Source organism: Streptomyces capillispiralis (assembly GCF_007829875.1).
GTDB classification, from domain to species: Bacteria; Actinomycetota; Actinomycetes; order Streptomycetales; family Streptomycetaceae; genus Streptomyces; species Streptomyces capillispiralis.
Map to the genome: position 1 here is coordinate 4,307,534 of NZ_VIWV01000001.1, position 23,581 is coordinate 4,331,114.

The following is a 23,581-nucleotide window of genomic DNA, read 5'->3' on the forward strand; positions in this document are numbered from 1 at the left end:
GGCACCACGATCACCCCGTCGATGTGACGAACGACTCACGGAGATCGTTCCCGGGGCCGCCGGCCGCCGGCCGTCGGCCGCCGGCCGCGGGCAGCCGTGGAAACTGGGGGCGGCCGGAAAAGCCGGGGGAAGCCGCCCGCAGCCGTGGGAAGCCGCGGGCAGCCGCGCCGCACCCTCAGCCGCGAGGCGCCAACGCCCCCCACCGCACCGTCACTTCCCCCTGCCGCCACCGCACCGGCCCGTCCGTCACCGGCCAGTCGGCCGTGAGGTCCCGCACGGACCGGATCCAGCGCTGCCGGGCACCGTAGGAGGCGTAGGGCGCGGCGGCGGCCCAGGCGCGGTCGAAGTCGCGCAGGAAGGCGTGCACCGGCTCGCCGGGGACATTGCGGTGGATCAGCGCCTTCGGCAGGCGTTCGGCCAGGTCCGAGGGGCGCTCCAGCGAGCCGAGCCGGGTCGCGAAGGTGACGGTGCGCGGCCCTTCCGGCCCGAGCGCCACCCACACGTGCCGGCGTCCGATCTCGTCGCAGGTGCCCTCGACGAGCAGCCCGCCGCGCGAGCCCGTCGCCGGGTCGGCCGGGGCGAGCCGCGCGCACAGCCGCCGCCACACGGCGGCGACCTCGGCCTCGTCGTACTGGCGCAGCACGTTCGCCGCGCGGACGAGCAGGGGCCGTCCCGCGACCGGGATCTCGAACCCGCCGTGGTGGAAGAGCAGGCCCTCGCGCTCGTACGGCCGTGCCGCCGCGACCCGGGCCGGTTCGATCTCGACGCCCGCCACGCGCGCGCGGGGGGCGACGGTGCGCAGCCGGTGCAGCAGTTCGACGGCCGTCCAGGGGGCCGCGCCGTACCCGAGGTCGACGGCGACGGGATCCTCCGCGCGGCGCAGTTCCGCGCCGTGCGTGGCCGCGATCCAGCGGTCCATGCGGCGCAGCCGGTTGGGGTTGGTCGTGCCGCGCGTCACCGTGCCCACGACGGGGCTCCTCCCGCCCGGGCGGCTCCGGGCGTGGGGGAGGGAGGCGGCGCGCACGGTCATACGGACGAGGGTAAGGGGGCACCCGCGCGGGGAGTGCCGGCGCGGGCGCCACGCACGCCGTTCTCGAACGGTTGAGCGACCAGCGGTAATGATTCGGTAAATACCCGAACCGGAGACGCCGTCCGGAAATGGGAACGGGTCCTTCCGGTGTTGAGCCCCCAGAGGGCCCGCACACCCTCCGACAGCCATGCCCGCAGCGAGGAGGAACGCCACGTGAGCCAGTACATCGCGAGGCTCGGGCGGCGTTCCACCGCCGCATCGCCCCGGCTGCGACTGCACCGCAGGCCCCGCCGTGTGGCGATGCTCTCCGTGCACACCTCCCCGCTCCACCAGCCGGGCACCGGCGACGCGGGCGGCATGAACGTCTACATCGTGGAGCTGGCGCAGCGCCTCGCCGCGATCAACATCGAGGTCGAGATCTTCACCCGGGCGACCACCGCCGCCCTCCCGCCCTCCGTCGAGCTCGCCCCCGGCGTCCTGGTCCGGCACGTCGACGCCGGCCCCTACGAGGGACTGGCCAAGGAGGAGCTGCCCGCCCAGCTGTGCGCCTTCACCCACGGCGTGATGCAGGCCTGGGCCGGCCACCGGCCCGGCCACTACGACCTGGTCCACTCGCACTACTGGCTCTCCGGCCACGTCGGCTGGCTCGCCGCCCAGCGCTGGGGCGTCCCCCTGGTGCACGCCATGCACACCATGGCCAAGGTCAAGAACGCCAACCTGGCCGACGGCGACACCCCCGAGCCCGCCGCGCGGGTCATCGGCGAGACCCAGATCGTCGCCGCCGCGGACCGCCTGATCGCCAACACCGCCGAGGAGGCGGACGAGCTGGTACGGCACTACGCGGCCGAGCCCGGCAAGGTCGCCGTCGTCCACCCGGGCGTCAACCTCTCCCGCTTCCGCCCGGCCGACGGCCGTGCCGCCGCGCGGGCGCGCCTCGGGCTGCCCCAGGACGCCCTGATCCCGCTCTTCGCGGGCCGCATCCAGCCGCTGAAGGCCCCGGACGTGCTCCTGCGCGCGGTGGCCGTCCTGCTCGACGAGCGCCCCGAACTGCGCTCGCGCATCTGCGTCCCCGTGGTCGGTGGCCCGAGCGGCAGCGGCCTCGCCAAGCCGGAGGGGCTCCAGAAGCTCGCCGCGCGGCTGGGCATCGCGGACGTCGTACGGTTCCGCCCGCCCGTCGGCCAGGAACAGCTCGCGGACTGGTTCCGCGCGGCGTCCGTGCTCGTGATGCCCTCCTACAGCGAGTCCTTCGGACTGGTCGCCATAGAGGCCCAGGCCTCCGGCACTCCGGTGCTCGCCGCGGCGGTCGGCGGCCTTCCGGTGGCCGTACGGGACGGGGACACCGGTTTCCTCGTCCAGGGCCACGACCCGGCCGCCTACGCGCGCGTGCTCCGCGACTTCGCCGACCACCCGCATCTCGCCGACCGCATGGGCGAGGCCGCCGCCCGGCACGCCCAGTCCTTCGGCTGGGACGCCGCGGCCGCCGCCACGGCCGACGTCTACACGGCCGCGACCCACGCGCACCGCCGTCACGTACGCTCGCACCATGGCTGACAGGGCAGCGGAAGCGGCACAGCGGGCGGCGCAGGTCATCGAGGGCGTGCTGAAGGACGCCGAGCTGGAGTGGGAGAGCACCGCTCCCGGCACGTACGTGGTGAAGCTCCCCGGCACCCGCAAGCTGTCCACGACGGTGTCCCTGATCGCCGGCCGGCACACGCTCAGCCTCAACGCCTTCGTCATCCGGCACCCCGACGAGAACGAGGGGGCCGTCCACCGCTGGCTCCTGGAGCGCAACCTGAAGCTCTTCGGCGTGAGCTACGCGGTCGACCCGCTCGGCGACATCTACGTCACCGGCCGCCTCCCGCTGTCCGCCGTCACCGCGGACGAGGTCGACCGGCTCCTCGGCCAGGTCCTGGAAGCCGCCGACGGCAGCTTCAACACCCTCCTGGAGCTCGGTTTCGCCTCCGCGATCCGCAAGGAGTACGCGTGGCGGGTGTCGCGCGGCGAGCCGACCCGCAACCTGGACGCGTTTGCCCACCTGCTGGCCCGCCCGTCGGAGCAGACGCGGAACACGGCCCCCGACTGACACACCCGGCTCACACCACGACACGGCTCACACCACGACACGGCTCACACGACAGCGCGTCGCTCACACGACAGCGCGTCGCTCACACCACTCCGGCGTCGTCCGCGCGGCCGCTCCCGCGATACCGGCCGGGTGCGACGCCCACCAGCTTCCGGAAGTGCCGGGTGAGGTGCGCCTGGTCGTAGAACCCGGTGGCGGCCGCCACGCCGCTCGGCGACTGCCCCTCCAGCAGCAGCCGCCGCGCCCGGCCCACCCGGCGGGACGTCAGGTACTGGTGCGGGGCGATGCCGTACGCGCCGCTGAACGCGCGGACCAGATGCGCGGGATGGGCGGACAGCAGCGTGCCCGCCTCCTCCAGGGTGAGCCCCTCGACCACCCGCGCGTCCAGCAACTCCCGCAGCCGGCGCGCGAGCACGGGATCGCGCCGCGCCGTGCCGGTGACGTCCCGCGACCGCAGATGGGCCCGCAGCCGCTCCCCCACCAGCGTCAGCCTGCTCTCCGCCTCCAGCTCGTCACCGGGCCGCACCAGCGCCGAGTGCACCTGCCCCACGCGCCGCCGCAGCAACGGATCCCGCAGGTCGGGACGGTCGACGGCGGCCCCGATCAGATCGTCGCCGAGACGGCTGCCGTCGAGGTAGAGCACCCGTTTGCGGAAGCCGCCGGTGGTGGCGGGGGAGCCGTTGTGGGGGACGTGCGGCGGCAGCAGGGACACCGTGTCGTGCGGGGTGCCGTGCTCGTGCCGGTCCAGGTCGTACCGTACGGCGCCGTCGTCGACGATGAGCAGCGTCCAGGCATCGTGGACGTGCATCGGATAGGCGTACTCGGTGAAGTGGGCGTGGAACACCTCGACGACGCCCGGGACGCGGGGCCGCCAGGCAGAGACGGTCCGCTCGGAACGCTCCGCGGTCATGCAAACAACGTACAAGACGCTGGCGGACCCGCACCGGCAGCCTGAACGGCATGAGCACTCGCTTCGACACGAAGATCGCCGTACTGCTGCGCGAGGACCTGGAACCCTGGCAGCGCCTCAACGTCACCGCGTTCCTGGTCAGCGGCCTGGGCACCCAGGTGCCGGAGCTGATCGGGGAACCGTACGAGGACGCGGACCAGGTGCCGTACCTGCCGATGTTCCGCCAGCCGGTCCTGGTCTTCAAGGGCACGAAGGAAACCCTGAGGGCCGCCCACACACGGGCCCTGTCCCGCGCCCTCCCCCGCGCGGTCTTCACCTCGGACCTGTTCGCCACGGGCCACGACGAGGCCAACCGCGCGGCGGTACGGGCCGTCGGCACCGCGGACCTCGACCTGGTCGGCCTGTCGGTGCACGGCCCGCGGAACGCGGTCGACAAGGTGCTGAAGGGCGCGCGAATGCACCCGTGACGCCGCGCGGGCGCCGGCCGCGCCCGCGGTCACGCCGACGACGGGGCGGCGTGGGCCGCCTGCGGGGCGGCCGGAGGATCACCGCGGAACACCTGCTCCATGTGCCAGGCGCGGTGGGCCGCCGCTATGGGGGCGGCGCCCGGCCGGGGCCCGATGAGCGGGCGCCCGGAGAGTTCGGTGACGGCCGCGCGAGCGGCGGGACTGTGCCCGGTGAACCGCTCCGAGACGAGGATCCGGTGCGGCCCTCCGCCGGCGCCGCTGCCCTCGCCGCCGCGGGCGGGCCCCCGCCCCACACCGAGGACACCCTTGTCGAAGAGCTTGTGGTGCAGCGAGCACAGGCACAGCCCGTTGTCGACGTCGTCCGGGCCGTCGAACGCCCACCAGCGCACGTGCGCGGCCTCCAGCCCGACCGGCACCGGCCCGAGCCGGCCGTCGTAACCGCAGAAGGCGCACCGGTACTCGTACGCCGTCAGCACCAGCTCCCGCATCCGGCGGTCCCGCTGCCGCCGCGCGGCGGAGAACCGCTCGGACACGGCCGGCCCCGCCTCCGGATCCAGGCCGACGGCTTCGCACAACTCGCCGTGCAGCGAGGGCGGGAAGTTCGCGTCGAGCAGCACCCGGGCCATCCGCCCGAGCAGCGACGGCTCCCGCCGCAACGCCACCCGCAGCTCGGGCACGAGCCGCCCGGCCGCGTTGCTCGCCCGCAGCTCCCGCACACCGGTGCCCGGACTGCCGGCCCCGCGATCGGTACGCACCTCCCACACACCGTCGCTGACCAGATGATGGAACGGGTAGGCGGCCGACGTCCTGTTGCGCGGCCCGTACTCGGCCAGCAGCCCCTTCAGGTCCTCCTCCACGGCGCTGTACCGCAGCTCACCGTCACCGTCCTGCTGGAACCGCCCGAGCGCGTACAGCAGGAGCAGCGGCTTGTGAGGGGCCCGTGCGGCCCCCTTGCTCCACTGCCTCAACTCGGCTGCGCGCTCTACCCAGTTCATGACCGGTGATCGTAGCGACGCGGGATCCCGCGGGCCCGGGGACCCGCCTCAGTCCGGCAGCGGCACGGAGCGGGCCTCTCGGGGCTGCGCAGTTGCTGGTTGTCGAGGTAGAAGAGCACGGCTTCGCGCTCCAGGACGGGCCGGATCTCCAGGTCCCGGGTCTTGATGCGCCCGTCCTCTCGTCCGCGATGTCCTGCCCGTCGTCCGGGAAGACGTCCCCGATGCGGTGGACCTGCCACCCGGCGGCTCTCAGCCCTTCAAACGCGACGCCCGAGATTGTGGTCGAGGAAGAACTCAGGCGGCAAGATGCACCACTGCCCGGCAGAGTTCGTCCACTTGCTCCGGGGTCATGTCGTAGTCGTAGGCGATGTCCTCGACGCTTTCGCCGGCTTCCCACAGGTCGGCGATGGCCTGGACCGTGACCCTGTTGGCGGCGACCACGGGGAGGCCGTGTCCGAACCTCGGATCGATCACGACGGGGACGGATTCCGGGTACTACCTCAACCGCAGACTGTCGGCGCGCAGTGCGCGTCAGACTGCGGGTCAGCCATCGGGAAGAAGTTCACTCCCTGATCGGTCAGACCCTCGCCCGGGATCGCAGTCGCGGCCGGGGGCTGCATCTGTTCGCGGTGTCGCGGCGGACGTGACCGTCCGTCTCTCCCACCTGCGAGCCGGTGACTCGCATGGGTGACGCGGGCCGCGCCGGCGGGGAGGGTGGGTGGGCGGGTGGTGGCCCCTCCCGGTTCTCCGGGGAGTGCAGCGGGCCGCCGGACCCTCACGGACAAGGACCCGGCGGACCGGGAAGAACCGGTACCTGGCCACCTCACATCCGGTGACGCCCGGCCTTCAACTCGCCTACGAACGCCACCCAGGAGGCGCTTCGGAAGTGGAGTGCCGGGCCGTGCGGGTTCTTGCTGTCACGGACGGGGACGGCGCCGGGGAATCCGTCCGCCACTTCCACGCAATCCCCGCCCGCCTGATTGCTGTAGCTGCTCTTGCACCAGACGACGTGGTTCTGATCGGGACGGGACTTCTGCTCCATGGTTGACGTCCTCACTTGACCCGGCCGCCTCAGATTCGGTGGTGGCTGCCCTTCAACTCACTTATGAACGCGGTCCAGGAGGCGCTTCGGAAGTGGAGTTCGGGGCCGTGCGGGTTCTTGCTGTCACGTACGGGGACGGCGCGGGGAAATCCGTCCGCCACTTCCACGCAGTTGCCGCCTTCCTGATTGCTGTAGCTGCTTTTGCGCCACACGACGCCGTTCGGATCGGGACGGGACATTCGCTCCACGGTGGTTGTCCTCCATCACGGATCGGATCATGTCGAGTGACATGAGCGGGGGCAGTGCTGCCGCCCGTAGCTGATGGTAGGTCCGTACGAAGTTTCCGACGTCCTCCGGATCCTCGATGAGTTGGCCGTAATGCGCGCCCTCCGTGTACGCCACGTCGGAGCCGTCCGGGAGCGTGAGGATCGACAGTGATCCGCCCATCACGTCGTGCTCGCCTTGGTCGAAAGGCAGCACCTGAACAGTGATGTGCCGCTCCGAGGCGTTATCCAGCAGGCGCTTCAACTGCTCCCTCATCACAGTGGAATCACCGACCGGGCGTCTCAGTACCGCTTCGTCCAGGACGACCCGGAGGACGGGCCTGTCCTCAGAGGTGAGCCGCACCTGCCGTCCCATGCGGGCGGAAAGTCTCTCCTCCAATTGTGCGTCTCCGCTGAGCGTGAGGCCGACGCTCAGGACGGCCCTCGCGTAACTCGCGGTCTGCAACAGACCTGGGACCACGTGTGCCGCGTACTCCCCGATGGACACGGCTTGTTCGGCGTACGCCATGAACTTCCGCGACCAGTCCGGGAACGTCTCCCGGTACACGTACGGCCACAGCTCCACGAGCAAGTCGTCCGCACCGAGTACCGCGTCCAGCGCCCGCGCCAGTTCCAGCGTCGGCTTCGCACCCGAGACGCGTTCGATCTGGGCGATCCGAGTGCCCACCACGTGCACCCGGGCGCCCAGTTCGGCCTGGGTCAGCCCGGCCGCCGTACGGAGCTTGCGCACCCGTGCGCCGAACAGCGCCGCCATCGACGTGCTGGGGTCGATCTCTTTGGCCAAGGCGCTACGTCCGTCCTTTACGAACCGAAAGGTAATGCTGCGTCACCTTCCGAGCGTAGAGCGATCCGGCCACCCTTGAGCACGGAACGTGATGACTCGCGTACGGCGCGAGACGACAGTGCAAGGACGGACCCGCTGTGCTCATCGGAACGACGAACACCACCACGCGCGAAGCACAGTTCGCCTCGACGCCCCGAGGCGCGAGGCACGCGCGGCACCTGGCCGTGCGGTGGATGGAGGAGTGGGGGCACCCGCCGGTGTCGGACGCGTCGTGCGCCGTCGCACTGGTCGTCGGCGAACTCGCCGCGAACGCCGTACGGCACGGGCGGGTCCCGGGACGTGACGTCCGTATCCGGCTCGTTCACGACCAGCCGTCCGCCCTCGTCCGGGTCGAGGTGGCCGACGCCGCCTCCGGCAAACGGCGGCCGCCCGTGGCTGCGCCGGTGACGTGTCCGGACGGGGAGTCGGGCCGCGGGCTGTTCCTGGTCGACGTCCTGGCGGTGCGCTGGGGCTGGGAGCCACGCCTCCCCGTGGGGAAGACGGTCTGGGCCGAGGTGCCGTGTGAGGAGAGGCCCGACGCCGACGTGCCGTGTGCGGAGAGGCACGACGCCGACATGCCGTGCGAGGAGGGGAGCGGTGCCGAGGAGCCGCCCGGGGGGCGGAGCGGCGCCGAGGAGACGTCCCCCTCGCCGGCGTACAACCTTTGAGCTGCCCTCCGTGTCCAAGTTCGCAGCTCAAGCGTCCGTCCACAGGGCGCTTCCAGGATCACGGAGAACCATGCGCGCCTCACGCACCGTCCTCGCCGCCGCCGCGGCACTCGCGGCAGCGGTCTGTACCCCTCTCCTCGTCGCGCCCACGGCGGCCGCCGCCCCCGCACGGCTCGCCGACGACTTCAACGGCGACGGCTACCGCGACCTCGTCCTGCTCGGCGGGACGCACGGCAAGGACGGCAGGGTCACCGTCGTCTACGGCACGTCGACCGGACCCGGCACCCGGGTGCAGACCATCCACCAGGACTCGGCCGGCATACCCGGCGCGGTGGAGGAGGGCGACGAGTGGGGATTCGCCGCGACCAGCGCCGACCTCGACCGCGACGGCTACGCCGACCTGGTGGTCGCCTCACCGGGGGAGGCCGTCGGTGACATCCAGCGGCGCGGCGGGCTGACCGTCGTGTGGGGCAGCGCCAAGGGCCTCGGCTCCGGCACCGTCTTCCACTCGCCCATCGCACCGGAGTACGCGGGCTCGGGCGACGGGTTCGGCCTGGACGTCGTCGCCGGTGACTTCGACGGCGACGGCGACCAGGACCTCACGGCGCTCAGCGACAGCCGCGCCGGCGCCCTCCTGTTCAAGGGCCCCTTCACCCGCACCGGCGGGAAGAGCGGCTGGCAGTCCCTCGGCGGGAGCTACGGCTACCTGAACGGCTCCCAGCTCGCGGCGGGCCGGGTCACCGCCGACGGCGCCACCGACCTGTACATCATCGGCCGCGATCTCCAGGCCGGCTACAGCGACCTGGACATGCGGGCCTACTTCCACCGCGGAGGCGCCGACTTCACCCGGCGCGCGAGCGAGCTGCGCGTACCGGACGACGGCGGGCACCAGATCGGCGGCGGCCCCATCGCCGCCATCGGCGACTTCGACAAGGACGGCTACGGCGACCTGGCCCTCGGCCGCGGTTACGAGCAGCCGGACGGGGAGAAGGGGTACGTCAGCATCCAGTACGGCGGTTCCACCGGCCCCAACACGGCCCGCGCACGGGTGAAGATCACCCAGAACACCTCGGGCGTACCGGGCGCTTCCGAGAACGAGGACTACTTCGGCGCCGCCGTCGCCGCGGGCGACGTCAACGGCGACGGATACGCCGACCTCGCCGTCGGCGCCTCCGGCGAGGACCTGGGGGACCGGCGCCAGGCCGGCATGGTCACGGTGCTCCTCGGCCGTGCGGGCGGACTGTCCGGCACCGGAGCCAAGGCCTACGACCAGAACACGTCGGGCATCGCGGGCGCGGTCGAGAACAACGACTACTTCGGCTGGAACCTCAAGCTCACCGACTACACGCGCGACGGCCGCGCCGACCTCCTCATCGACACCAACGAGCAGCTGGACAACACCCGCTGGGGCCTGGTCCACCAGCTGAAGGGCTCGACGTCGGGCATCACCACGACCGGCTCGAAGACGTACACGGTGAACTCCCTGAACCTGCCCTACACGACACTGGGCGGCCGCTTCGCGCACTGACGACGGCGTGCCGTCTCCGTACGCCGATGGCCCCTTCACCCGGCCGGCCACCCGGCCGGCTCAGCGGGAGCAGACCACGCTGACCAGGGTGAACGATGCGTAGAAGGGCCCCGGTGCGGAGAGGCCGTCGAACCAGTCCCGCCCGCGCACCGGGTCGATGTGCCCCCCGTCGACGGCCTTCTGCAGATTGCGGCCCAGGCCCAGGGTGTGATCCGCCTCGGCGAAGTCGAGGAAGAGCGGGGTCGTGGTGTGCACGGCCTCGACGCGGAAGCCGGCCCGCGCGGCGAGGCGGGCGAGACCGCGCCCGATGGTCGCGTGGCGGACCACCTCGGACGTGGTGAAGCGGGTGAAGGCGCGGCTCGTCTCCAGGTCCTCCGCGTCGACGATCAGGGTGTCCCAGTCGGGCTCGGCGAGCCCGATCCGGGCGCCCGGCCGGGTCGCGCGGTGGAGCTGCGCGAGGACGTCCGCGGGATCGGCCACGTGCATCAGGACGCGGTCGGTCTTGGCGCGGTCGATGGTGCCCGCCTCGACGGGGAGCGCGTGGGCGTCCCCCTCGCGGATCTCCACCCGCGGCAGTCCGGCCGTGCGCGCACGGGCCCGTTCGAGCATGGCCGGGTCCCGGTCGACACCGATCACGGTGCCGGCGTCCCCGACGCGTTCCGCCAGCGCCGGGAGGTCGGTACCCGGCCCGCACCCCACGTCCAGTACGGCGTGGCCGTCGCGGACGTCCAGCATGTCGAGCATCCGCTGCTTGTACGCCCGCCCCGCGTCACCGGCCGCGGCGCGCAGCATGTAGTCGGCCTGATCGGGACGCGGGACACCGAGAGTCGTCGACATGCCTCCGAGTCAAGCAGCCCGGACCCCGGATCCGTGGGCGAAGCGGCGAACCCGCACAGGCTCCCCGTACGCCCGCCCGGCATCGCGACGGGCCGAGGTGCCCCGCCGTGCCGCCGCCCCCACTCGATTACAGCGCCCCCAGCAGCCCCAGGAGTCTGTTCGCCGCCTCGACGGTCGGCGCACCCAGCGCGCCGACGGTCGCGGCGATGGTGGCGACGGCGATCAGGGCCCGGTGCCGCTCCTGCGGCGCACTCGCCCCGGAGACGATCACGGGCAGCGAGTCGTCGATGACCCGCGCGGTCCCGGGCGCCACCTGCCCCCGAAGGCCGGCGAGGAGCTGCGCCAACTGGTCGACCGCCTCGGTCAGTTCCTGGGACGTCGGCTGTGCCGGGCCTCCGTACTGGTTCTTGATGATCCCGACGTGGTGGCTGCCTTGGTTGATGTTGACGATGTCACCGCTCACTTCTTCAGCACCCCCGTGTGCCCCAGACCGCCGTAGATGTTGACCTTGTCGCCGTGATGGTAGTTACGGCTGAAATTCATGCTCTCGACCTGCACGTGGAGCTGTTTCTCGGGTGACTCGACGGCCTCCACGATGGCGTCGACCAACTGCCGGAGCCGTTCGCGGTGCGGCAGGGTCACGAGGGCGCTCGCCGTGCCGGACGTGTCGATGACGAGCGCGTACTTGCTCGGCGACCACAGCACCTTCAGCAGCCACACGAGCAGCGCGGCCACCGCGAGCACACAGCCCGGCAACGCGTCCGGCTCCGACCTGGCCACCACGAGCGCGATCACGCTGCCGACGAGGAAGAACCCGAACGTCTCCCCGCGTTTGGGCTTGAACTCGACGGAGTAGACCCGGGTCACGTTGCGCAGCGGATAGGCGGCATCCCCCACCCACAGCACCCGCTTGCCCACCCGCAGATCCACGGTCTTCCCACTGGGCGGCGGCGGAATCAGCGGTGGCACCGGCGGCGGCCCGGACGGCGGCACCGGCGGTCCCCATGTCCCCTTCGTCTCCACAAGTCCCCCGTGAGTTGTGTGACGCCCCGCGGCCCTGCGACCGCGTGGGGAACCATTAAGCACCCCACGCCTACCACGCAAGAGACGAAAAACGGTCAACTTCCCTGATTCCACGCGACTTCGTCCCCACCACCGGCCTGGGCCGCAGCGCCATGACTCAGCGCCAGTCGTCGATCACATAGGCGTCCGGGTGGCTGTAGCCGGGTTCGTTGGGCTTGTGCATGGTCACGCCCTGCAGCCAGGTACGGAAACCGCGGTCCACCATGCGCCGGTAGGCGTCCTGGCGGGCCAGGTTCATGCCGGCGTCCAGTTGCCCCAGTCCCCTCTCGGTGGCCAGTTGCTCGCACGCGTCCAGCAGTCGTTCGAACCGGTCCGCGGCGCCCGGGCCAGGGCGTACGGCGCCGAACTTGACGAAGCACACGTCCTCACCGGCCTCCGACCCCGCTCCGCAGTGGCAGACGGCCAGACCGTCGAGGCCGGAGTCGGCGCCGTCGAGCAGGATGGTGTCACCGATCCCCTGCTCCTGTACGGCCGTGATCTCGCGCTCCAGACTCAGCCCCTCGTACACGGACCCCGTCAGTGCGCGCCCCAGGCTCAGCGCGTCGGGCCGCTCGGCGGCGGTCAGCTCGCCGTACAGCACCCGGCCGGGGACAGCGGCACTCACGGCGACCTGCTTCTTCATGATGGCGGTGAGGAACCGGGGCCAGAAGCCGTACCGGCGGTAGAGCTCGATGTGCTTGGGACTGTGCGAGAAGGTGAACAGGCCGAGGTGCCGGTTCCCCCAGGTGTCGAAGCAGGCCATGACCGGTTCCATGAGGCGCCTGCCGATGCCCTGGTCCCACAGGTCCGGTCGTACGGTCAGCGGGCCGAAGTACCCGACGCTGCCCCAGTCGGCGGCGAAGTTCGATCCGACGACCTCGTCCTCGACGGTCGCTGCGAAGGCAGCGCGCGGATCCGCCGCCCAGCGGGTGCGGACGTAGTCGGCGGTCCCGAAGAACGTCCCCGGCTCGGGCGCCCCGAGGAAGGTCCCGAAGGCGACCCGGAAGATCCCGTCGGCCCGGTCCAGGTCCGGCTCGACCAGCGGGCGGACCGACACCGGGGCGGCGACACTCGTTCGCTTCGCTGCGGACATGATCGCTCTCCTTTCCGCCCCCACTTCCATCGCACCACGGACCTGCACCGCGGGCGATGCGACAGGTCTCGGCGGCCCAGGGACAGCGACAGCCCCTCCCAGAGGAGAACCCGCAGGCAGGGGCTTGTTCGTGGGCAATCCTGCTACACCGGGCTATCGTCCGTCGTGACAAGCGCGACGGAGCGTCCCCTCCTGGAAAACCCGACACCTCGTCGAGTGGGCCTCACCGCGTCGACCCGGCCCAGGGCGTCACGGACGTCGACTTCACCGCGCTCGCCGACGGGCTTCAGGGAAGGGCTTCAGGCAACAGCCCGACGCAGCCACCACCAACGGCGCCTTGGCGAACCTGCTGGATAGGCCACGAAACCTCACTGGAATATCAACACGCCGAACTATCGACGGCCTCGAATTGTAGAAATTGTGCTGTTTGGCGCATCTCTCGGTGGAAACATTGCTTCGGGCCGCGACTGGTTGCGTTGTGCACTAGTGGGGCGGAGACTGCTCGCTGCGGCGATGGAGGAGGTGGAGGCCACGTTGGCCGACTCGGCCCTTATCCAACTGCTGGGCGGCTCCTTGTGTAGTTCCACTTCACCTTGTTGGCGAGCCTTCGCCAACAAAACAGATTGCCAGGCCGTCGGTGCGAATCCTACGGCAGGGCTGCCACTCTGGAGGGGGACTTGGCGTGCCCCCATGTCGTTGAGGGCGTTTTGTACCTGCGGAGGGAATACGGTGTTGGGGAGAAATCCGGAAGCGGCCCCGGTGACGTGAACCTGGTGTTCCGATCCTTGTCCGCGAAAGGTGAGGGAGTATCCCAGGTACTGGGAGTTCTTGTCGAACATGAGATCTCCCTCGAGGTTGCCGTTGCTCTTATGGACCCAGCGACTGAGGTCCTGTGCGGCTTCGGGTACGGGGGCTGTGCGGGCAAGGCTGGCGATGTAGGCCTCGGCTTCGACGTTGCCTATGCGGAAGCACGCCTCCCCTTCCGAGTTGTATGCGAGCGGGATGCCACGTGCCCGGTTTCCAGGGGCGATATGGAAGCTCAGCCTTCCGTCTCCGCCGTGCGCGGTCTCGAACCGTTCTCGCGCGGCCCGCAGTGGAATTTGCTCGAACAGAATGGGAGGAATGTTGGAGCCGACTATTGCCACTCTTGCGTCGGGGTTGGCCTCCAAGATGATCTCGGCCGCAGATATGGCATTTCCTGATGCGCCGGAGATCAGCCAGGAATTGGCGACATGAGGGTCAAATTTATTGTCCGACACCTCGTCGCCGAGGAGTACCTTTCCAGGGAGTATCTCCCTGGCATTCTCCCAATCAACAGCGGCGTCGAGGGTGCGCATCGCGGCCCTGGCCGTCGTGTTTGCGCGAAGTGCGCTCTCGCTGTTCTCCTGCCGAAGCACTTCGAGTGTTTCCCGCGCCGTGGTGACTGTGGACAACCGTTCGTGCACGGGGCTGTCATCGGGGAGGATCTTGTGCAACCTGTCATGCACGGCGGCTATCGTCGGCACGGCAAGGTCGGCCCCCGGAATCAGTTGGGGCGGTATCCCTGTAGCAATGGTCGGCACGCCTTCGACCCTGACGCGAAGACTTTCCGAGCCGTCATTCGGCACGATGTGCGCCCAGAGGTTTCCGTCTTCCCCGGCCACGAGTCGGGCGGAACCGTCGACGAGCGGCCCCCGTGAAGCCAGTGTGTCCTCCCACAACTGCACGGCCTGCATCGTGACACGGTTTGTGGGGTCAGTGAATTGATGACTGTAGCCAAGGCCGACAGCCCGGGTGTCCCTGACCTGGTCGGCGGACTGAAACAGGCCTTCGCCCGGGTCCAGATGCCATCGCCCACGTGCGTCGATGAGCAGAGCGTCAGGGTCTCGCCCAGCCAGGCTCGCCCCACCACCGATGATTACCTTCCGGCCGGGCGATTGCCCCGTTCGGAGAGTCTCGGCGCGCAATTCGTTGAGAGTGCGCTGACTGATTCCGGTACGGGTGTCGGCCATCAGCAGTGCCTCCGTGGTAAGTTCCACTCGGGATATAGCAGAACCATCGACGCGAAATCCGGGCACGGTATGATTCCCGATTCCTGACCTCGTCATGTTCCGTGCGGGTTGAGACCGGACGCGAGCCCGGAAGTCTGACAGTGCGCGCGCGTCGGAACCCCCCAACTGATGAATGGGTACAGAGAGACCTTTCAGTTCTCGCAACGCGACCGGAGACAGATGCTTCCTGATGGACGCGATACGCAGATCTGCCGCATGCTGTTCTTCGACGCGGGCCTGCGTCTCGCGCGCGAAGGCCCGCGAACGCAAGCCAGTGTGGTCGAGTAGGAACGAGAATTCCTTGCGTGCCTTGCTGCGAACCCGCACCGCCAGGCTTCGGTCATTCATGCGGCCGGCAAGGTGGTTGAGTTCACTGACTCTGCCGATATCCTCGTCGGAGAGGGTCACAGGACCCCTGACCGATCCTCTCGTCAAGCTATCCTGAAAAGGGGTTCTCTGATTATTCCTGGCTCTTTCTCTGACTGCCAGCAGTTCTCCCACCTCATGACTGAGGGCTCGGTCGACGTGCTGTGCATCGATTGCATCGGACAACTGAATGACGTGGTTGTCCGATGTGGTGTTGACATAAGTCCGGGCGACGATTCCTGCCGGGAGGGGAACGACGTCCAGGTGAACGGTGAGTTCCTTATCGTGGTGATCGCGCATTGTGAAGTAGTTGCGCTCGCCGTCATGACGTCGCTCTATGAGATGAAGCCGGCTGGAATGGAGGCCGTTTGTCACGTACGGGAACCTGGATTCGACCAGCCCGACCAGATGATGCCGCTCAGTTCGTATGGCACCCTTCTTGGGCTGGGCCGCTCGGCCCGTAAATGACGTGCCAGGGATCTCAGTCGCGGTGATTACCGTGATACCGTCAGACATAGTCTTCATTCTCGAAAATCATGGTTGTGCCCCAAGTCCTCTCGTTGGTGCATCAGGTTCTGTCATGCAATACGAGCCCGATCCATTGACGGTTCATCCCGACTCGTGTTGAAGAGCGATCCCGATGAGGGTGTCGTGGCCGGCTTCGGGATATCCGTCGGCACCGCTCACGCGTACGTCACCTCCGTCACCGCCGTCACCGGCCTGCTCGCCGACCGCGCCCACCGCATCATCCGGATCTGCGAGCGTCAGGGCGTCCCGATCCTCGCCGACCGCGCCTACCAGGGCGCCGGCCCTTCGGTCACCACCGGACTCAAGCGGCCACCCGGCGGCGAACTCACCCCCACCCAGCGCACGGCCAACCGGGCCGTGGCCGCAGCCAGGCACCGGTCGAACGCGGCATGGCACGGCTGAAGTCCTGGCAGCTCTTCCGCAGATCCCGCATCAGCCCGAACCGCATGACCGTCATCGCCACAGCAGTCCTCACCCTGGAGAGGCAGTTCGGATGCCGTGGGCTTCTGTCGTCGGCGGCCAAGCGGTCGGGTGACCTCGGACGGCCCGGAGACGGCCCAGAGACTGCCCAGCGGCAGCGAAAAGCCCCCTACTAGCGGAGAACCCGCAGGTAGGGGGCTTACGTGTAGGCGCTTACTTCTTCTTGCCCTGGTTCTTGACCGCCTCGATCGCGGCCGCCGCCGCCTCCGGGTCGAGGTACTTGCCGCCGGGGGTGACCGGCTTGAAGTCGGAGTCGAGCTCGTAGTAGAGGGGGATGCCCGTCGGGATGTTCAGGCCCGCGATGTCGGCGTCCGAGATGCCGTCGAGGTGCTTGACCAGGGCGCGCAGGCTGTTGCCGTGGGCGGCGATCAGGACCGTGCGGCCGGTCAGGAGGTCCGGGACGATGTTGTCGAACCAGTACGGGAGCATCCGGACGACGACGTCCTTCAGGCACTCCGTCTGCGGGCGCACCTCCGGCGGGAGGGTCGCGTAGCGCGGGTCGGAGAACTGGGAGTACTCGGCGTCGTTGGCGAGCGCCGGCGGCGGAGTGTCGTAGGAGCGGCGCCACAGCATGAACTGCTCCTCGCCGAACTCCGCGAGGGTCTGCGCCTTGTCCTTGCCCTGGAGGGCGCCGTAGTGGCGCTCGTTCAGGCGCCAGCTGCGGTTCACCGGGATCCACAGGCGGTCGGCTGCCTCCAGCGCCAGCTGCGCGGTGCGGATCGCGCGCTTCTGGAGGGAGGTGTGGAGCACGTCGGGCAGCAGGCCGGCGTCCTTGAGCAGCTCGCCGCCGCGCGTCGCCTCCTTCTCGCCCTTCGCGGTGAGGTTGACGTCCACCCAGCCGGTGAACAGGTTCTTCTCGTTCCACTCGCTCTCGCCGTGGCGGAGCAGGATCAGCTTGTACGGTGCGTCGGCCATGCGCCCGAGCGTAATCGAAGGGCCGTGCGCGTCGCGCGCCCGCCCGAGGGCCGGACGGTTGACGGGATCTGTTAATTGAGTGGCTGCTTAAGAGCGCCCCTTTGTAAGTTGTGCCTGCCGTCACAGCCGCTTACATCCGGGGGGTTCCTTCCATGTCGTCCGTCGTCCGTGCGAGACGCGCCGTCCGGGAGACCGTCTCCGGACTTCCCCCGGCGTTCTGGTGGCTGTGGACCAGCACCCTGGTCAACCGGCTCGGTGCCTTCGTCGCCACCTTCATGGCGCTCTACCTCACCCTCGACCGCGGCTACTCGGCCACCTACGCCGGTCTCGTCGCCGCCCTCCACGGGCTGGGCGGGGTGATCTCGTCGCTGGTCGCGGGGGTGATGACCGACCGGCTGGGACGGCGGCCCACACTGCTCGTCGCGCAGGTGTCCACGGCCGTCTCCGTGGCGGCGCTCGGCTTCGTGCGCGACCCCGTCGCCATCGCCTCCGTCGCCTTCCTGGTGGGCATGGCCTCCAACGCCTCCCGGCCGGCCGTGCAGGCGATGATGGCCGACATCGTGCGGCCCGAGGACCGCATCCGCGCCTTCTCCCTCAACTACTGGGCGATCAACCTGGGGTTCGCGATCTCGTCGATGGCCGCCGGGTTCATCGCCGAGTACAGCTACCTCGCCGGGTTCCTCATCGAGGCGCTGATGACCCTGGTGTGCGCGGTCGTCGTCTTCGTGAAGCTGCCCGAGTCCAAGCCGGTGCGCAGCGCCGAGGCGGCGCGGCAGGAGGACTCCGTGAGGTTGGGGACCGTACTGCGCGACGGGCGGTTCATGGGGGTCGTCGGGCTGTCCTTCCTCATCGCGCTGATCTTCCAGCAGGCCTCCGTCGGCCTGCCCATCGCCATGGGCGAGGCCGGGTTCACCCCGGCCGACTACGGGCTGGCCGTCGCCGTCAACGGCTTCCTCATCGTCGTGCTGCAGATCCCGGTCACCCGGTTCATCGAGCACCGCGACCCCGGCCGGCTGCTGGTGATCTCCTCCCTCCTCGCCGGATACGGTCTCGGACTCACCGCCTTCGCCGGCTCCCTCGGTGCCTTCGCCCTCACTGTCTGCGTGTGGACGCTCGCCGAGATCGTCAACGCGCCGACCCAGACCGGGCTCGTCGTCCGGCTGTCCCCGGTGCACGGGCGCGGGCGCTACCAGGGCATGTACACCATGTCCTGGGCCGTGGCCGCCCTCGTCGCGCCGCTGATGTCGGGGCTGGTCATCGACCGGTTCGGGGCCGAGTGGCTGTGGGCGACGTGCGCCGTCGTCGGCACGGTGGCCGGCCTCGGCTACGGGCTGCTGATGCGGCGGCTGCCGACGGAAGGGGAAGAGGGGGAGGGGGAGAAGGAGGCGGCAGGGGAGCGGACCGGTGCCGTGCGCGGTGCGCCGGAGGTCAGCGCTTCCTGAGAAGCGCCGGCCCCGGCGGGGATCCGGCCCGCGCGTCCGGGCCGCTCACACCGACAGCGGCACCGCGTGGATCTCGTCGGCCTTGTGGCCGGTCCGCTCGTGGATGCGCTGCACCGCTTCGGCGGAGGGGGCCTCGGAGAGGCAGTAGATCGTGCCGGACTCCGGGTCCGCCCAGGCCTGCCGGAAGTGGACTCCTTCCTCCTGCTGTATCGCGAGGTCGGCCTCGTGGGCCTGCCGCAGCTGGTCCTCCGTAATGCCCCGCATTCCGTGGTGGATGTCCATGTACTGGGTCATGGTCCGCACCTCCTTACCGGGTCGCGTACCTTCCCCGTACCTCCCATGCTGCGCCTCGGCGCACCCCCCGGCATGCCGAACCCCGGCACCCGTGACGGGCGCCGGGGGGTCGGTGTGCACCGGGCCGTGCGCGTACGGCGTCAGCCGCACTGGCAGGGGTTGCCCGACTGGCACCCGCAGCCGCAGCCCGAGCCGCAGCCGCAGGCGGCGATCAGCGTCAGGTTCCTGATCTCGGCGGGCTGCTCGGTCTCGCGCTCCTGCGCGGGGTCGGGTGTCGTGCGGGGCGATGCGGCCATGGGACCCTCCTCGAGGCTGGTGCCTGTGCCCATTGGATGCCCGTCCCGCCGGGCGCATCAACAGCGCATTGAGGCTCGCGGGCGCCGCGGCCGGGCCCCTTCGCGCGGGTTCGGGCCCGCGCGAAAGGAGCCCCGGACCTCAGCGGGTCACGCGCCCTCGGCGCCCGGCACCGCCTGGATCTCCGCCTGGATCTCGTCCGCGTGCTCACCGGTGACCAGGTAGACCACGCGCTTGGCGACGGAGACCGCGTGGTCCGCGAAGCGCTCGTAGTAGCGGCCCAGCAGGGTCACGTCGACGGCCGTCTCGATGCCGTGCTTCCAGCGCTCGTCGATCAGGTGCTGGAAGAGGGTGCGGTGCAGCAGGTCCATCGCGTCGTCGTCCTGCTCCAGCTGGAGCGCCAGGTCGACGTCCTTGGTGATGATCACCTCGGCCGCCTTCGCCATCAGGCGCTGGGCGAGCTGGCCCATCTCCAGGATCGTGGCGTGCAGGTCCTGCGGGACCGCACGCGACGGGTAGCGCAGCCGGGCCAGCTTCGCCACGTGCTGGGCGAGGTCGCCGGAGCGCTCCAGGTCGGCCGACATCCGCAGGGAGGTGACGACTATCCGCAGGTCGGTGGCGACCGGCTGCTGGCGCGCCAGCAGGGCGATGGCCCGCGCCTCCAGGTCGTGCTGGAGCTCGTCGACCTTCTGGTCGGCCTCGATCACGCTCTCCGCCAGCTTCAGATCGGCGTCGAGGATGGCGGTCGTGGCGCGTCCGATCGCCGACCCGACCAGCCGGGCCATCTCCACCAGACCGTCGCCGATCGAATCCAGTTCCTCGTGGTACGCGTCCCGCATCAGGGTTCCTCTCGTGCTTCTGTTCGGCTTCAGGGGCCTGGGCTCCTCCCCACGCTCCCACGTTCCGTCCCGTACGCGACCGATTCCATCACCTCAAATGAACCATCCCTGGCTCCAAGGTGAACTCTGGGCGACGAGTGTTCGAGCTCGCCCGCCGACGGCTGTGGGCACCGGCCGCGACATGCCTAACCTGGACGCATGGACGTGAACGCGGCAGTCGCCGCAGTGGCAGCGATCGCCGGAGTACTCACCGGCGTCATCGCCATGCTGGCGTTCCGCTTCAGCGAGCGCGAACAGAGGCGCCCCACCCGCACCTCCCTGCACACGGACCCGGTGCTTCCGCCCGGTGTGGACACCGTCCTGTCCGTGCTGCGCTCGTCCGCCGTCGTCCTCGACGAGGCCGACGGCGTGGTCAAGGCCAGCTCCGCCGCGTACGCCCTCGGGCTGGTGCGCGGCGGCAAGCTCGCCGTGGAACCCATGCTCCAGATGGCCCGCGACACCCGGCGCGACGGCGAGATACGCCAGGTCGAGCTGGACCTGCCCCGCCGGGGGACCGGACGCGGCGAGGCCCTCGCGGTGTCCGCGCGGGTGGCGCCGCTCGGCTCCCGGCTCGTACTGCTGCTGGTGGAGGACCTCACCGAGGCCCGCCGCATAGAGGCGGTACGACGCGACTTCGTCGCCAATGTGAGCCACGAGCTCAAGACCCCCGTCGGCGCGCTCTCGCTGCTCTCCGAGGCCGTGATGGACGCCGCCGACGATCCCGAGGCCGTGGAACGCTTCGCCGGCCGGATGCAGATCGAGGCGACCCGGCTCACCAACCTGGTGCAGGAACTCATCGACCTCTCCCGGGTGCAGAACGACGACCCGCTGGAGGACGCCGAACCCATCCGGGTCGACGAACTGGTCGCCGAGGCCATCGACCGCTGCCGGCACGCGGCGGGCACCAAGGAGATCACCATGGCCGCCGGCGGCACCGCCGACCTGGCCGTGTGGGGCAACCGCGGCCAGCTCGCCGCCGCGCTCGGCAACCTCGTCGAGAACGCCGTCAACTACTCACCCGCCCGCACCCGCGTCGGCATCGCCGCCCGCACGGTCGCCCAGCCCGGCGGGGACCTGATCGAGATAGCCGTGACCGACCAGGGCATCGGCATCTCCGACAAGGACAAGGAGCGCATCTTCGAGCGCTTCTACCGGGTCGACCCGGCGCGCTCCCGCGCCACCGGCGGCACGGGGCTGGGCCTCGCGATCGTGAAGCACGTGGCCGCCTCCCACGGCGGCGAGGTCACCGTGTGGAGCGCCGAGGGCCAGGGCTCCACCTTCACGCTGCGGCTGCCGGAGGCCGGCGCGGCCCGCCACCGCGCCCACCAGATGTCCCACCGGGACGAAACCGAGGGCCTCGACGCCGAGGCCGGACGGTCGGCCCACCCATCCCCCCACTCTTCCGATTCATCCGCGTACGAAACGCTTCCCTCCCCGGAGGTCCTTCCGTGACCCGAGTGCTCGTCGTCGAGGACGAGGAGTCCTTCTCCGACGCCCTGTCGTACATGCTCCGCAAGGAGGGCTTCGAGGTCGCCGTCGCGACCACCGGGCCCGACGGACTCGACGAGTTCGAGCGCAACGGCGCCGACCTCGTCCTCCTCGACCTGATGCTGCCCGGCCTGCCGGGCACCGAGGTGTGCCGTCAGCTGCGCGGCCGTTCCAACGTCCCCGTCATCATGGTGACCGCCAAGGACAGCGAGATCGACAAGGTGGTCGGCCTGGAGATAGGGGCCGACGACTACGTCACCAAGCCGTTCTCCTCGCGCGAGCTGGTCGCCCGCATCCGCGCGGTGCTGCGCCGGCGCGGCGAGCCCGAGGAGGTGACCCCCGCGGCCCTGGAGGCCGGTCCGGTCCGGATGGACGTCGACCGGCACGTGGTCACCGTGGGCGGCACCAAGGTCGACCTGCCGCTGAAGGAGTTCGACCTGCTGGAGATGCTGCTGCGCAACGCCGGGCGGGTGCTGACCCGGATGCAGCTGATCGACCGGGTGTGGGGCGCCGACTACGTCGGTGACACCAAGACCCTCGACGTCCACGTCAAGCGGCTGCGCGCCAAGATCGAGCCGGACCCGGGCGCGCCGCGCTACCTGGTGACGGTGCGCGGTCTCGGCTACAAGTTCGAGCCGTAGGCCGTACCCCCGCGGTCCGGGACGCGAGGGTGTCTCCGGGCCGGGAGACGGTGAAGGGCGGGACCCCTGCGCGGGGTCCCGCCCTTCACCACGTCTGCCGTACGGCCGCTCAGTGGCCGGCCGACGCGCTCGCGGAGGCCGCGTCGGACGGCGTGCCCTCCGGGGCGCCGGTCTCCGCCGACTCTCCCGTCCCGGCGGACTCGGTGCCGCCCGGGGTGTCCGTCGTCCCCTCGGCGGCCTCGCCGGTGGCCCCGTCCGTGGTTCCGTCGGCCGGCTCCCCGGAGGTCTCCTCCGACGGGTCCGTCGAGGTGCCCGGCGCGGCCGGGGCCTCGGTCGGGCCCCAGCTCTCGAAGAAGTCCTCCGCCGGGTGGACGAGCGCGCGCAGGCTCACGTCGCCGGTCTCGCTGAAGGTGAAGGTGATCTTCTGCGCGTTGCCGTCCTGGACGGCCTCGCGGCTGCTGGGCAGGACGGCGGAGGCGTTGCCCTCGCCGCCGAGGATCAGGGAGCCGCCGGCCGGGACGGTGAAACTGCCGCCCTCGGCGGGGGTCAGCTCGGCGGTCTTGCCGGCGCCGGCGACGGTGACCGACTCCAGGGTCTGGTCGGTCCTGCCCTCGTTGAAGAGCGTGGCGGCGATGACGGCCGGGCCCGTGGACTCTAGGTCGGGCTGGGTGATCACCACGGCGTTCTGCACCTTGATGTCACCGACGGTCGTCGCGGCGTTGTCGGGCTTGACCTGCAGGGTCTGGGCGTTGTTGCCGGCCGCGCACGCGGAGAGCGAGGCGATCGAGAACGCGATGGCGGCGGCGGCGAGGGCGCCGCGTCGAAGGCTGCTGCTCACGGCGGCGGCAACTCCTTGACTCGAGCGTTTGGCGACCCGGTGAAGCCGCCTTAAGTGTCTGTCAGCGACCTCAGGTTACCGAGCCGTTCCCGCGCGTCCGCACCCGACCCTCCCCGAGACCTCCCCCGTTGTTCCGGGCGGGCGTCCTCCCGGCCGGAGACGTCACCCGATCACCGGCCGGGGCACCGCCGGATCCGGCCCCGGTGTCCCCGATGCCCCCGACGTCCCTGGTGTCCCCGGTACGGCGGTCCTCGGCGGTCCTCAGGGGGTCTCAGCGGTCCTCAGGGGTCCTCAGGGGTTCCCAGTGGTCCCCGGGGCCGGGGTCGCACTCGTCGGCAGTAGTCGTCGCGGTAGTCGACGCCAGTCCCATGAGTCACAAGTGACTCGTTAGTAAACTCTCGGCGCTTGCGACACCCCCACTTCCATGCCATTCACCTGATCGCGCATTTCCCGTGAAGGAATGAGCGGGGAGGCTCCGGAATTGATCACCGGCAACCGATCCTCACACCGTGTGATCAATTCCGGAAACGGCCGGAACCCGGCTCCGCTCACCGAACGGAGTAGC

At 70.3% G+C, this 23,581-nt stretch carries 24 protein-coding genes and 2 pseudogenes; 9 read left to right on the forward strand and 17 right to left on the reverse strand.

What is annotated here, in order from left to right:
• Nucleotides 1-175 precede the first annotated feature (175 nt).
• The gene (locus FHX78_RS18585; protein WP_145868552.1) at nucleotides 176-967 is read right to left on the reverse strand and encodes a class I SAM-dependent methyltransferase; all 792 of its coding nucleotides are present in this window, start codon (nucleotides 965-967) and stop codon (nucleotides 176-178) included.
• 276 nt (nucleotides 968-1,243) lie between these two features.
• Between FHX78_RS18585 and mshA the strand changes: the two genes are divergently transcribed.
• The gene (gene mshA / locus FHX78_RS18590) at nucleotides 1,244-2,581 is read left to right on the forward strand and encodes a D-inositol-3-phosphate glycosyltransferase (RefSeq protein ID WP_145868553.1); all 1,338 of its coding nucleotides are present in this window, start codon (nucleotides 1,244-1,246) and stop codon (nucleotides 2,579-2,581) included.
• Nucleotides 2,574-3,113, forward strand: coding sequence for a type III secretion system chaperone family protein (locus FHX78_RS18595; RefSeq protein ID WP_145868554.1), 540 nt, complete (start codon nucleotides 2,574-2,576; stop codon nucleotides 3,111-3,113). The genes mshA and FHX78_RS18595 overlap by 8 nt, the downstream gene beginning before the upstream one ends.
• Before the next feature lie 82 nt (nucleotides 3,114-3,195).
• On the opposite strand, the gene FHX78_RS18600 is transcribed toward FHX78_RS18595, so the two are convergent.
• A complete protein-coding gene (locus FHX78_RS18600) occupies nucleotides 3,196-4,023 on the reverse strand; it encodes an AraC family transcriptional regulator (RefSeq protein ID WP_145868555.1) in 828 nt (275 codons plus the stop codon).
• A gap of 50 nt (nucleotides 4,024-4,073) precedes the next feature.
• Here FHX78_RS18600 and FHX78_RS18605 point away from each other — a divergent pair, with 50 nt between their 5' ends.
• Nucleotides 4,074-4,490 carry a DUF2000 domain-containing protein gene (locus FHX78_RS18605; protein ID WP_145868556.1) on the forward strand — a complete coding sequence of 139 codons (417 nt, stop codon included), beginning with the start codon at nucleotides 4,074-4,076 and terminating at the stop codon, nucleotides 4,488-4,490.
• Nucleotides 4,491-4,519: 29 nt separating this feature from the next.
• Here FHX78_RS18605 and FHX78_RS18610 read toward each other — a convergent pair whose 3' ends face one another.
• The 5 genes from FHX78_RS18610 to FHX78_RS18635 all read right to left on the reverse strand — a co-directional run bounded on the left by FHX78_RS18610 (nucleotide 4,520) and on the right by FHX78_RS18635 (nucleotide 7,565).
• The gene (locus tag FHX78_RS18610; RefSeq protein WP_145868557.1) at nucleotides 4,520-5,485 is read right to left on the reverse strand and encodes a phosphorothioated DNA-binding restriction endonuclease; all 966 of its coding nucleotides are present in this window, start codon (nucleotides 5,483-5,485) and stop codon (nucleotides 4,520-4,522) included.
• Between the two features lie 294 nt (nucleotides 5,486-5,779).
• A complete protein-coding gene (locus FHX78_RS18620) occupies nucleotides 5,780-5,959 on the reverse strand; it encodes a DUF433 domain-containing protein (RefSeq protein ID WP_229923889.1) in 180 nt (59 codons plus the stop codon).
• Between the two features lie 349 nt (nucleotides 5,960-6,308).
• Nucleotides 6,309-6,527: a DUF397 domain-containing protein gene (locus FHX78_RS18625; RefSeq protein ID WP_145868558.1), complete on the reverse strand. Its 219-nt coding sequence runs from the start codon at nucleotides 6,525-6,527 to the stop codon at nucleotides 6,309-6,311.
• A 29-nt stretch (nucleotides 6,528-6,556) separates the two neighbouring features.
• Nucleotides 6,557-6,739 (reverse strand): DUF397 domain-containing protein, encoded by a 183-nt coding sequence (locus FHX78_RS37510; protein WP_229923888.1) that lies wholly within the window; start codon nucleotides 6,737-6,739, stop codon nucleotides 6,557-6,559.
• Nucleotides 6,651-7,565, reverse strand: coding sequence for a helix-turn-helix domain-containing protein (locus FHX78_RS18635; RefSeq protein WP_145872054.1), 915 nt, complete (start codon nucleotides 7,563-7,565; stop codon nucleotides 6,651-6,653). Before FHX78_RS18635 ends, FHX78_RS37510 begins: the two co-directional genes overlap by 89 nt.
• 167 nt (nucleotides 7,566-7,732) lie before the next feature.
• Here FHX78_RS18635 and FHX78_RS18640 point away from each other — a divergent pair.
• Both FHX78_RS18640 and FHX78_RS18645 read left to right on the forward strand, forming a co-directional pair.
• Nucleotides 7,733-8,155 (forward strand): annotated as a pseudogene (locus FHX78_RS18640) (ATP-binding protein); the annotation flags it as partial.
• A gap of 217 nt (nucleotides 8,156-8,372) precedes the next feature.
• The gene (locus FHX78_RS18645; RefSeq protein WP_145868561.1) at nucleotides 8,373-9,830 is read left to right on the forward strand and encodes an FG-GAP and VCBS repeat-containing protein; all 1,458 of its coding nucleotides are present in this window, start codon (nucleotides 8,373-8,375) and stop codon (nucleotides 9,828-9,830) included.
• A gap of 60 nt (nucleotides 9,831-9,890) precedes the next feature.
• Here FHX78_RS18645 and FHX78_RS18650 read toward each other — a convergent pair whose 3' ends face one another.
• From FHX78_RS18650 to FHX78_RS36835, 5 genes are all read right to left on the reverse strand, one after another.
• Nucleotides 9,891-10,667 (reverse strand): methyltransferase domain-containing protein, encoded by a 777-nt coding sequence (locus FHX78_RS18650; RefSeq protein WP_145868562.1) that lies wholly within the window; start codon nucleotides 10,665-10,667, stop codon nucleotides 9,891-9,893.
• A gap of 127 nt (nucleotides 10,668-10,794) precedes the next feature.
• On the reverse strand, nucleotides 10,795-11,130 hold the full coding sequence (locus tag FHX78_RS18655) for a hypothetical protein (RefSeq protein ID WP_145868563.1): 336 nt from the start codon (nucleotides 11,128-11,130) through the stop codon (nucleotides 10,795-10,797).
• The gene (locus FHX78_RS18660; RefSeq protein ID WP_145868564.1) at nucleotides 11,127-11,597 is read right to left on the reverse strand and encodes a DUF6232 family protein; all 471 of its coding nucleotides are present in this window, start codon (nucleotides 11,595-11,597) and stop codon (nucleotides 11,127-11,129) included. The genes FHX78_RS18655 and FHX78_RS18660 overlap by 4 nt, the downstream gene beginning before the upstream one ends.
• Before the next feature lie 250 nt (nucleotides 11,598-11,847).
• Entirely contained in the window at nucleotides 11,848-12,822 is a 975-nt protein-coding gene (locus FHX78_RS18665; RefSeq protein ID WP_167531795.1) for a GNAT family N-acetyltransferase, read from the reverse strand.
• Between the two features lie 392 nt (nucleotides 12,823-13,214).
• Nucleotides 13,215-15,734: a hypothetical protein gene (locus tag FHX78_RS36835; protein WP_167531796.1), complete on the reverse strand. Its 2,520-nt coding sequence runs from the start codon at nucleotides 15,732-15,734 to the stop codon at nucleotides 13,215-13,217.
• A 132-nt stretch (nucleotides 15,735-15,866) separates the two neighbouring features.
• Here FHX78_RS36835 and FHX78_RS18675 point away from each other — a divergent pair.
• Nucleotides 15,867-16,234, forward strand: a pseudogene (locus tag FHX78_RS18675) (transposase family protein); the annotation flags it as partial.
• A 145-nt stretch (nucleotides 16,235-16,379) separates the two neighbouring features.
• Here FHX78_RS18675 and FHX78_RS18680 read toward each other — a convergent pair.
• Nucleotides 16,380-17,141 (reverse strand): phosphoglyceromutase, encoded by a 762-nt coding sequence (locus tag FHX78_RS18680; RefSeq protein ID WP_145868566.1) that lies wholly within the window; start codon nucleotides 17,139-17,141, stop codon nucleotides 16,380-16,382.
• A 152-nt stretch (nucleotides 17,142-17,293) separates the two neighbouring features.
• Here FHX78_RS18680 and FHX78_RS18685 point away from each other — a divergent pair, with 152 nt between their 5' ends.
• On the forward strand, nucleotides 17,294-18,583 hold the full coding sequence (locus tag FHX78_RS18685) for an MDR family MFS transporter (RefSeq protein ID WP_145868567.1): 1,290 nt from the start codon (nucleotides 17,294-17,296) through the stop codon (nucleotides 18,581-18,583).
• A gap of 45 nt (nucleotides 18,584-18,628) precedes the next feature.
• Here the strand turns inward: FHX78_RS18685 and FHX78_RS18690 are convergent, their stop codons facing one another.
• The 3 genes from FHX78_RS18690 to phoU form a co-directional block, all read right to left on the reverse strand.
• The gene (locus FHX78_RS18690; RefSeq protein WP_145868568.1) at nucleotides 18,629-18,877 is read right to left on the reverse strand and encodes an SCO4226 family nickel-binding protein; all 249 of its coding nucleotides are present in this window, start codon (nucleotides 18,875-18,877) and stop codon (nucleotides 18,629-18,631) included.
• 140 nt (nucleotides 18,878-19,017) lie between these two features.
• Nucleotides 19,018-19,173 carry a hypothetical protein gene (locus FHX78_RS36840; protein ID WP_167531797.1) on the reverse strand — a complete coding sequence of 52 codons (156 nt, stop codon included), beginning with the start codon at nucleotides 19,171-19,173 and terminating at the stop codon, nucleotides 19,018-19,020.
• Nucleotides 19,174-19,320: 147 nt separating this feature from the next.
• Complete coding sequence (gene phoU, locus FHX78_RS18695; protein WP_145868569.1) at nucleotides 19,321-20,010, reverse strand: phosphate signaling complex protein PhoU; 690 nt, start codon at nucleotides 20,008-20,010, stop codon at nucleotides 19,321-19,323.
• A gap of 198 nt (nucleotides 20,011-20,208) precedes the next feature.
• On the opposite strand from phoU, the gene phoR reads away from it, so the two are divergent.
• Together phoR and phoP are read left to right on the forward strand one after the other, a co-directional pair.
• Nucleotides 20,209-21,501: a two-component system sensor histidine kinase PhoR gene (gene phoR, locus FHX78_RS18700; RefSeq protein WP_145868570.1), complete on the forward strand. Its 1,293-nt coding sequence runs from the start codon at nucleotides 20,209-20,211 to the stop codon at nucleotides 21,499-21,501.
• The gene (gene phoP, locus FHX78_RS18705) at nucleotides 21,498-22,178 is read left to right on the forward strand and encodes a two-component system response regulator PhoP (protein ID WP_004929857.1); all 681 of its coding nucleotides are present in this window, start codon (nucleotides 21,498-21,500) and stop codon (nucleotides 22,176-22,178) included. Before phoR ends, phoP begins: the two co-directional genes overlap by 4 nt.
• Nucleotides 22,179-22,287: 109 nt before the next feature.
• Here phoP and FHX78_RS18710 read toward each other — a convergent pair whose 3' ends face one another.
• The gene (locus FHX78_RS18710) at nucleotides 22,288-23,016 is read right to left on the reverse strand and encodes a copper chaperone PCu(A)C (protein WP_145868571.1); all 729 of its coding nucleotides are present in this window, start codon (nucleotides 23,014-23,016) and stop codon (nucleotides 22,288-22,290) included.
• Between the last annotated feature and the right edge of the window lie 565 nt (nucleotides 23,017-23,581).

Excerpts from the sequence above, each read along its gene's own strand:
- FHX78_RS36840 (WP_167531797.1), bottom strand. The coding sequence starts at position 19,173 with ATGGCCGCATCGCCCCGCACGACACCCGACCCCGCGCAGGAGCGCGAG.
- FHX78_RS18645 (WP_145868561.1), top strand. The coding sequence starts at position 8,373 with ATGCGCGCCTCACGCACCGTCCTCGCCGCCGCCGCGGCACTCGCGGCA.
- FHX78_RS18610 (WP_145868557.1), bottom strand. The coding sequence starts at position 5,485 with ATGAACTGGGTAGAGCGCGCAGCCGAGTTGAGGCAGTGGAGCAAGGGG.
- FHX78_RS18650 (WP_145868562.1), bottom strand. The coding sequence starts at position 10,667 with ATGTCGACGACTCTCGGTGTCCCGCGTCCCGATCAGGCCGACTACATG.
- FHX78_RS18605 (WP_145868556.1), top strand. The coding sequence starts at position 4,074 with ATGAGCACTCGCTTCGACACGAAGATCGCCGTACTGCTGCGCGAGGAC.
- FHX78_RS18665 (WP_167531795.1), bottom strand. The coding sequence starts at position 12,822 with ATGTCCGCAGCGAAGCGAACGAGTGTCGCCGCCCCGGTGTCGGTCCGC.
- FHX78_RS18680 (WP_145868566.1), bottom strand. The coding sequence starts at position 17,141 with ATGGCCGACGCACCGTACAAGCTGATCCTGCTCCGCCACGGCGAGAGC.
- FHX78_RS18690 (WP_145868568.1), bottom strand. The coding sequence starts at position 18,877 with ATGACCCAGTACATGGACATCCACCACGGAATGCGGGGCATTACGGAG.
- phoR (WP_145868570.1), top strand. The coding sequence starts at position 20,209 with ATGGACGTGAACGCGGCAGTCGCCGCAGTGGCAGCGATCGCCGGAGTA.
- FHX78_RS36835 (WP_167531796.1), bottom strand. The coding sequence starts at position 15,734 with ATGTCTGACGGTATCACGGTAATCACCGCGACTGAGATCCCTGGCACG.
- FHX78_RS18635 (WP_145872054.1), bottom strand. The coding sequence starts at position 7,565 with ATGGCGGCGCTGTTCGGCGCACGGGTGCGCAAGCTCCGTACGGCGGCC.
- FHX78_RS18625 (WP_145868558.1), bottom strand. The coding sequence starts at position 6,527 with ATGGAGCAGAAGTCCCGTCCCGATCAGAACCACGTCGTCTGGTGCAAG.
- FHX78_RS18600 (WP_145868555.1), bottom strand. The coding sequence starts at position 4,023 with ATGACCGCGGAGCGTTCCGAGCGGACCGTCTCTGCCTGGCGGCCCCGC.
- phoU (WP_145868569.1), bottom strand. The coding sequence starts at position 20,010 with ATGCGGGACGCGTACCACGAGGAACTGGATTCGATCGGCGACGGTCTG.
- FHX78_RS18685 (WP_145868567.1), top strand. The coding sequence starts at position 17,294 with ATGTCGTCCGTCGTCCGTGCGAGACGCGCCGTCCGGGAGACCGTCTCC.
- FHX78_RS18595 (WP_145868554.1), top strand. The coding sequence starts at position 2,574 with ATGGCTGACAGGGCAGCGGAAGCGGCACAGCGGGCGGCGCAGGTCATC.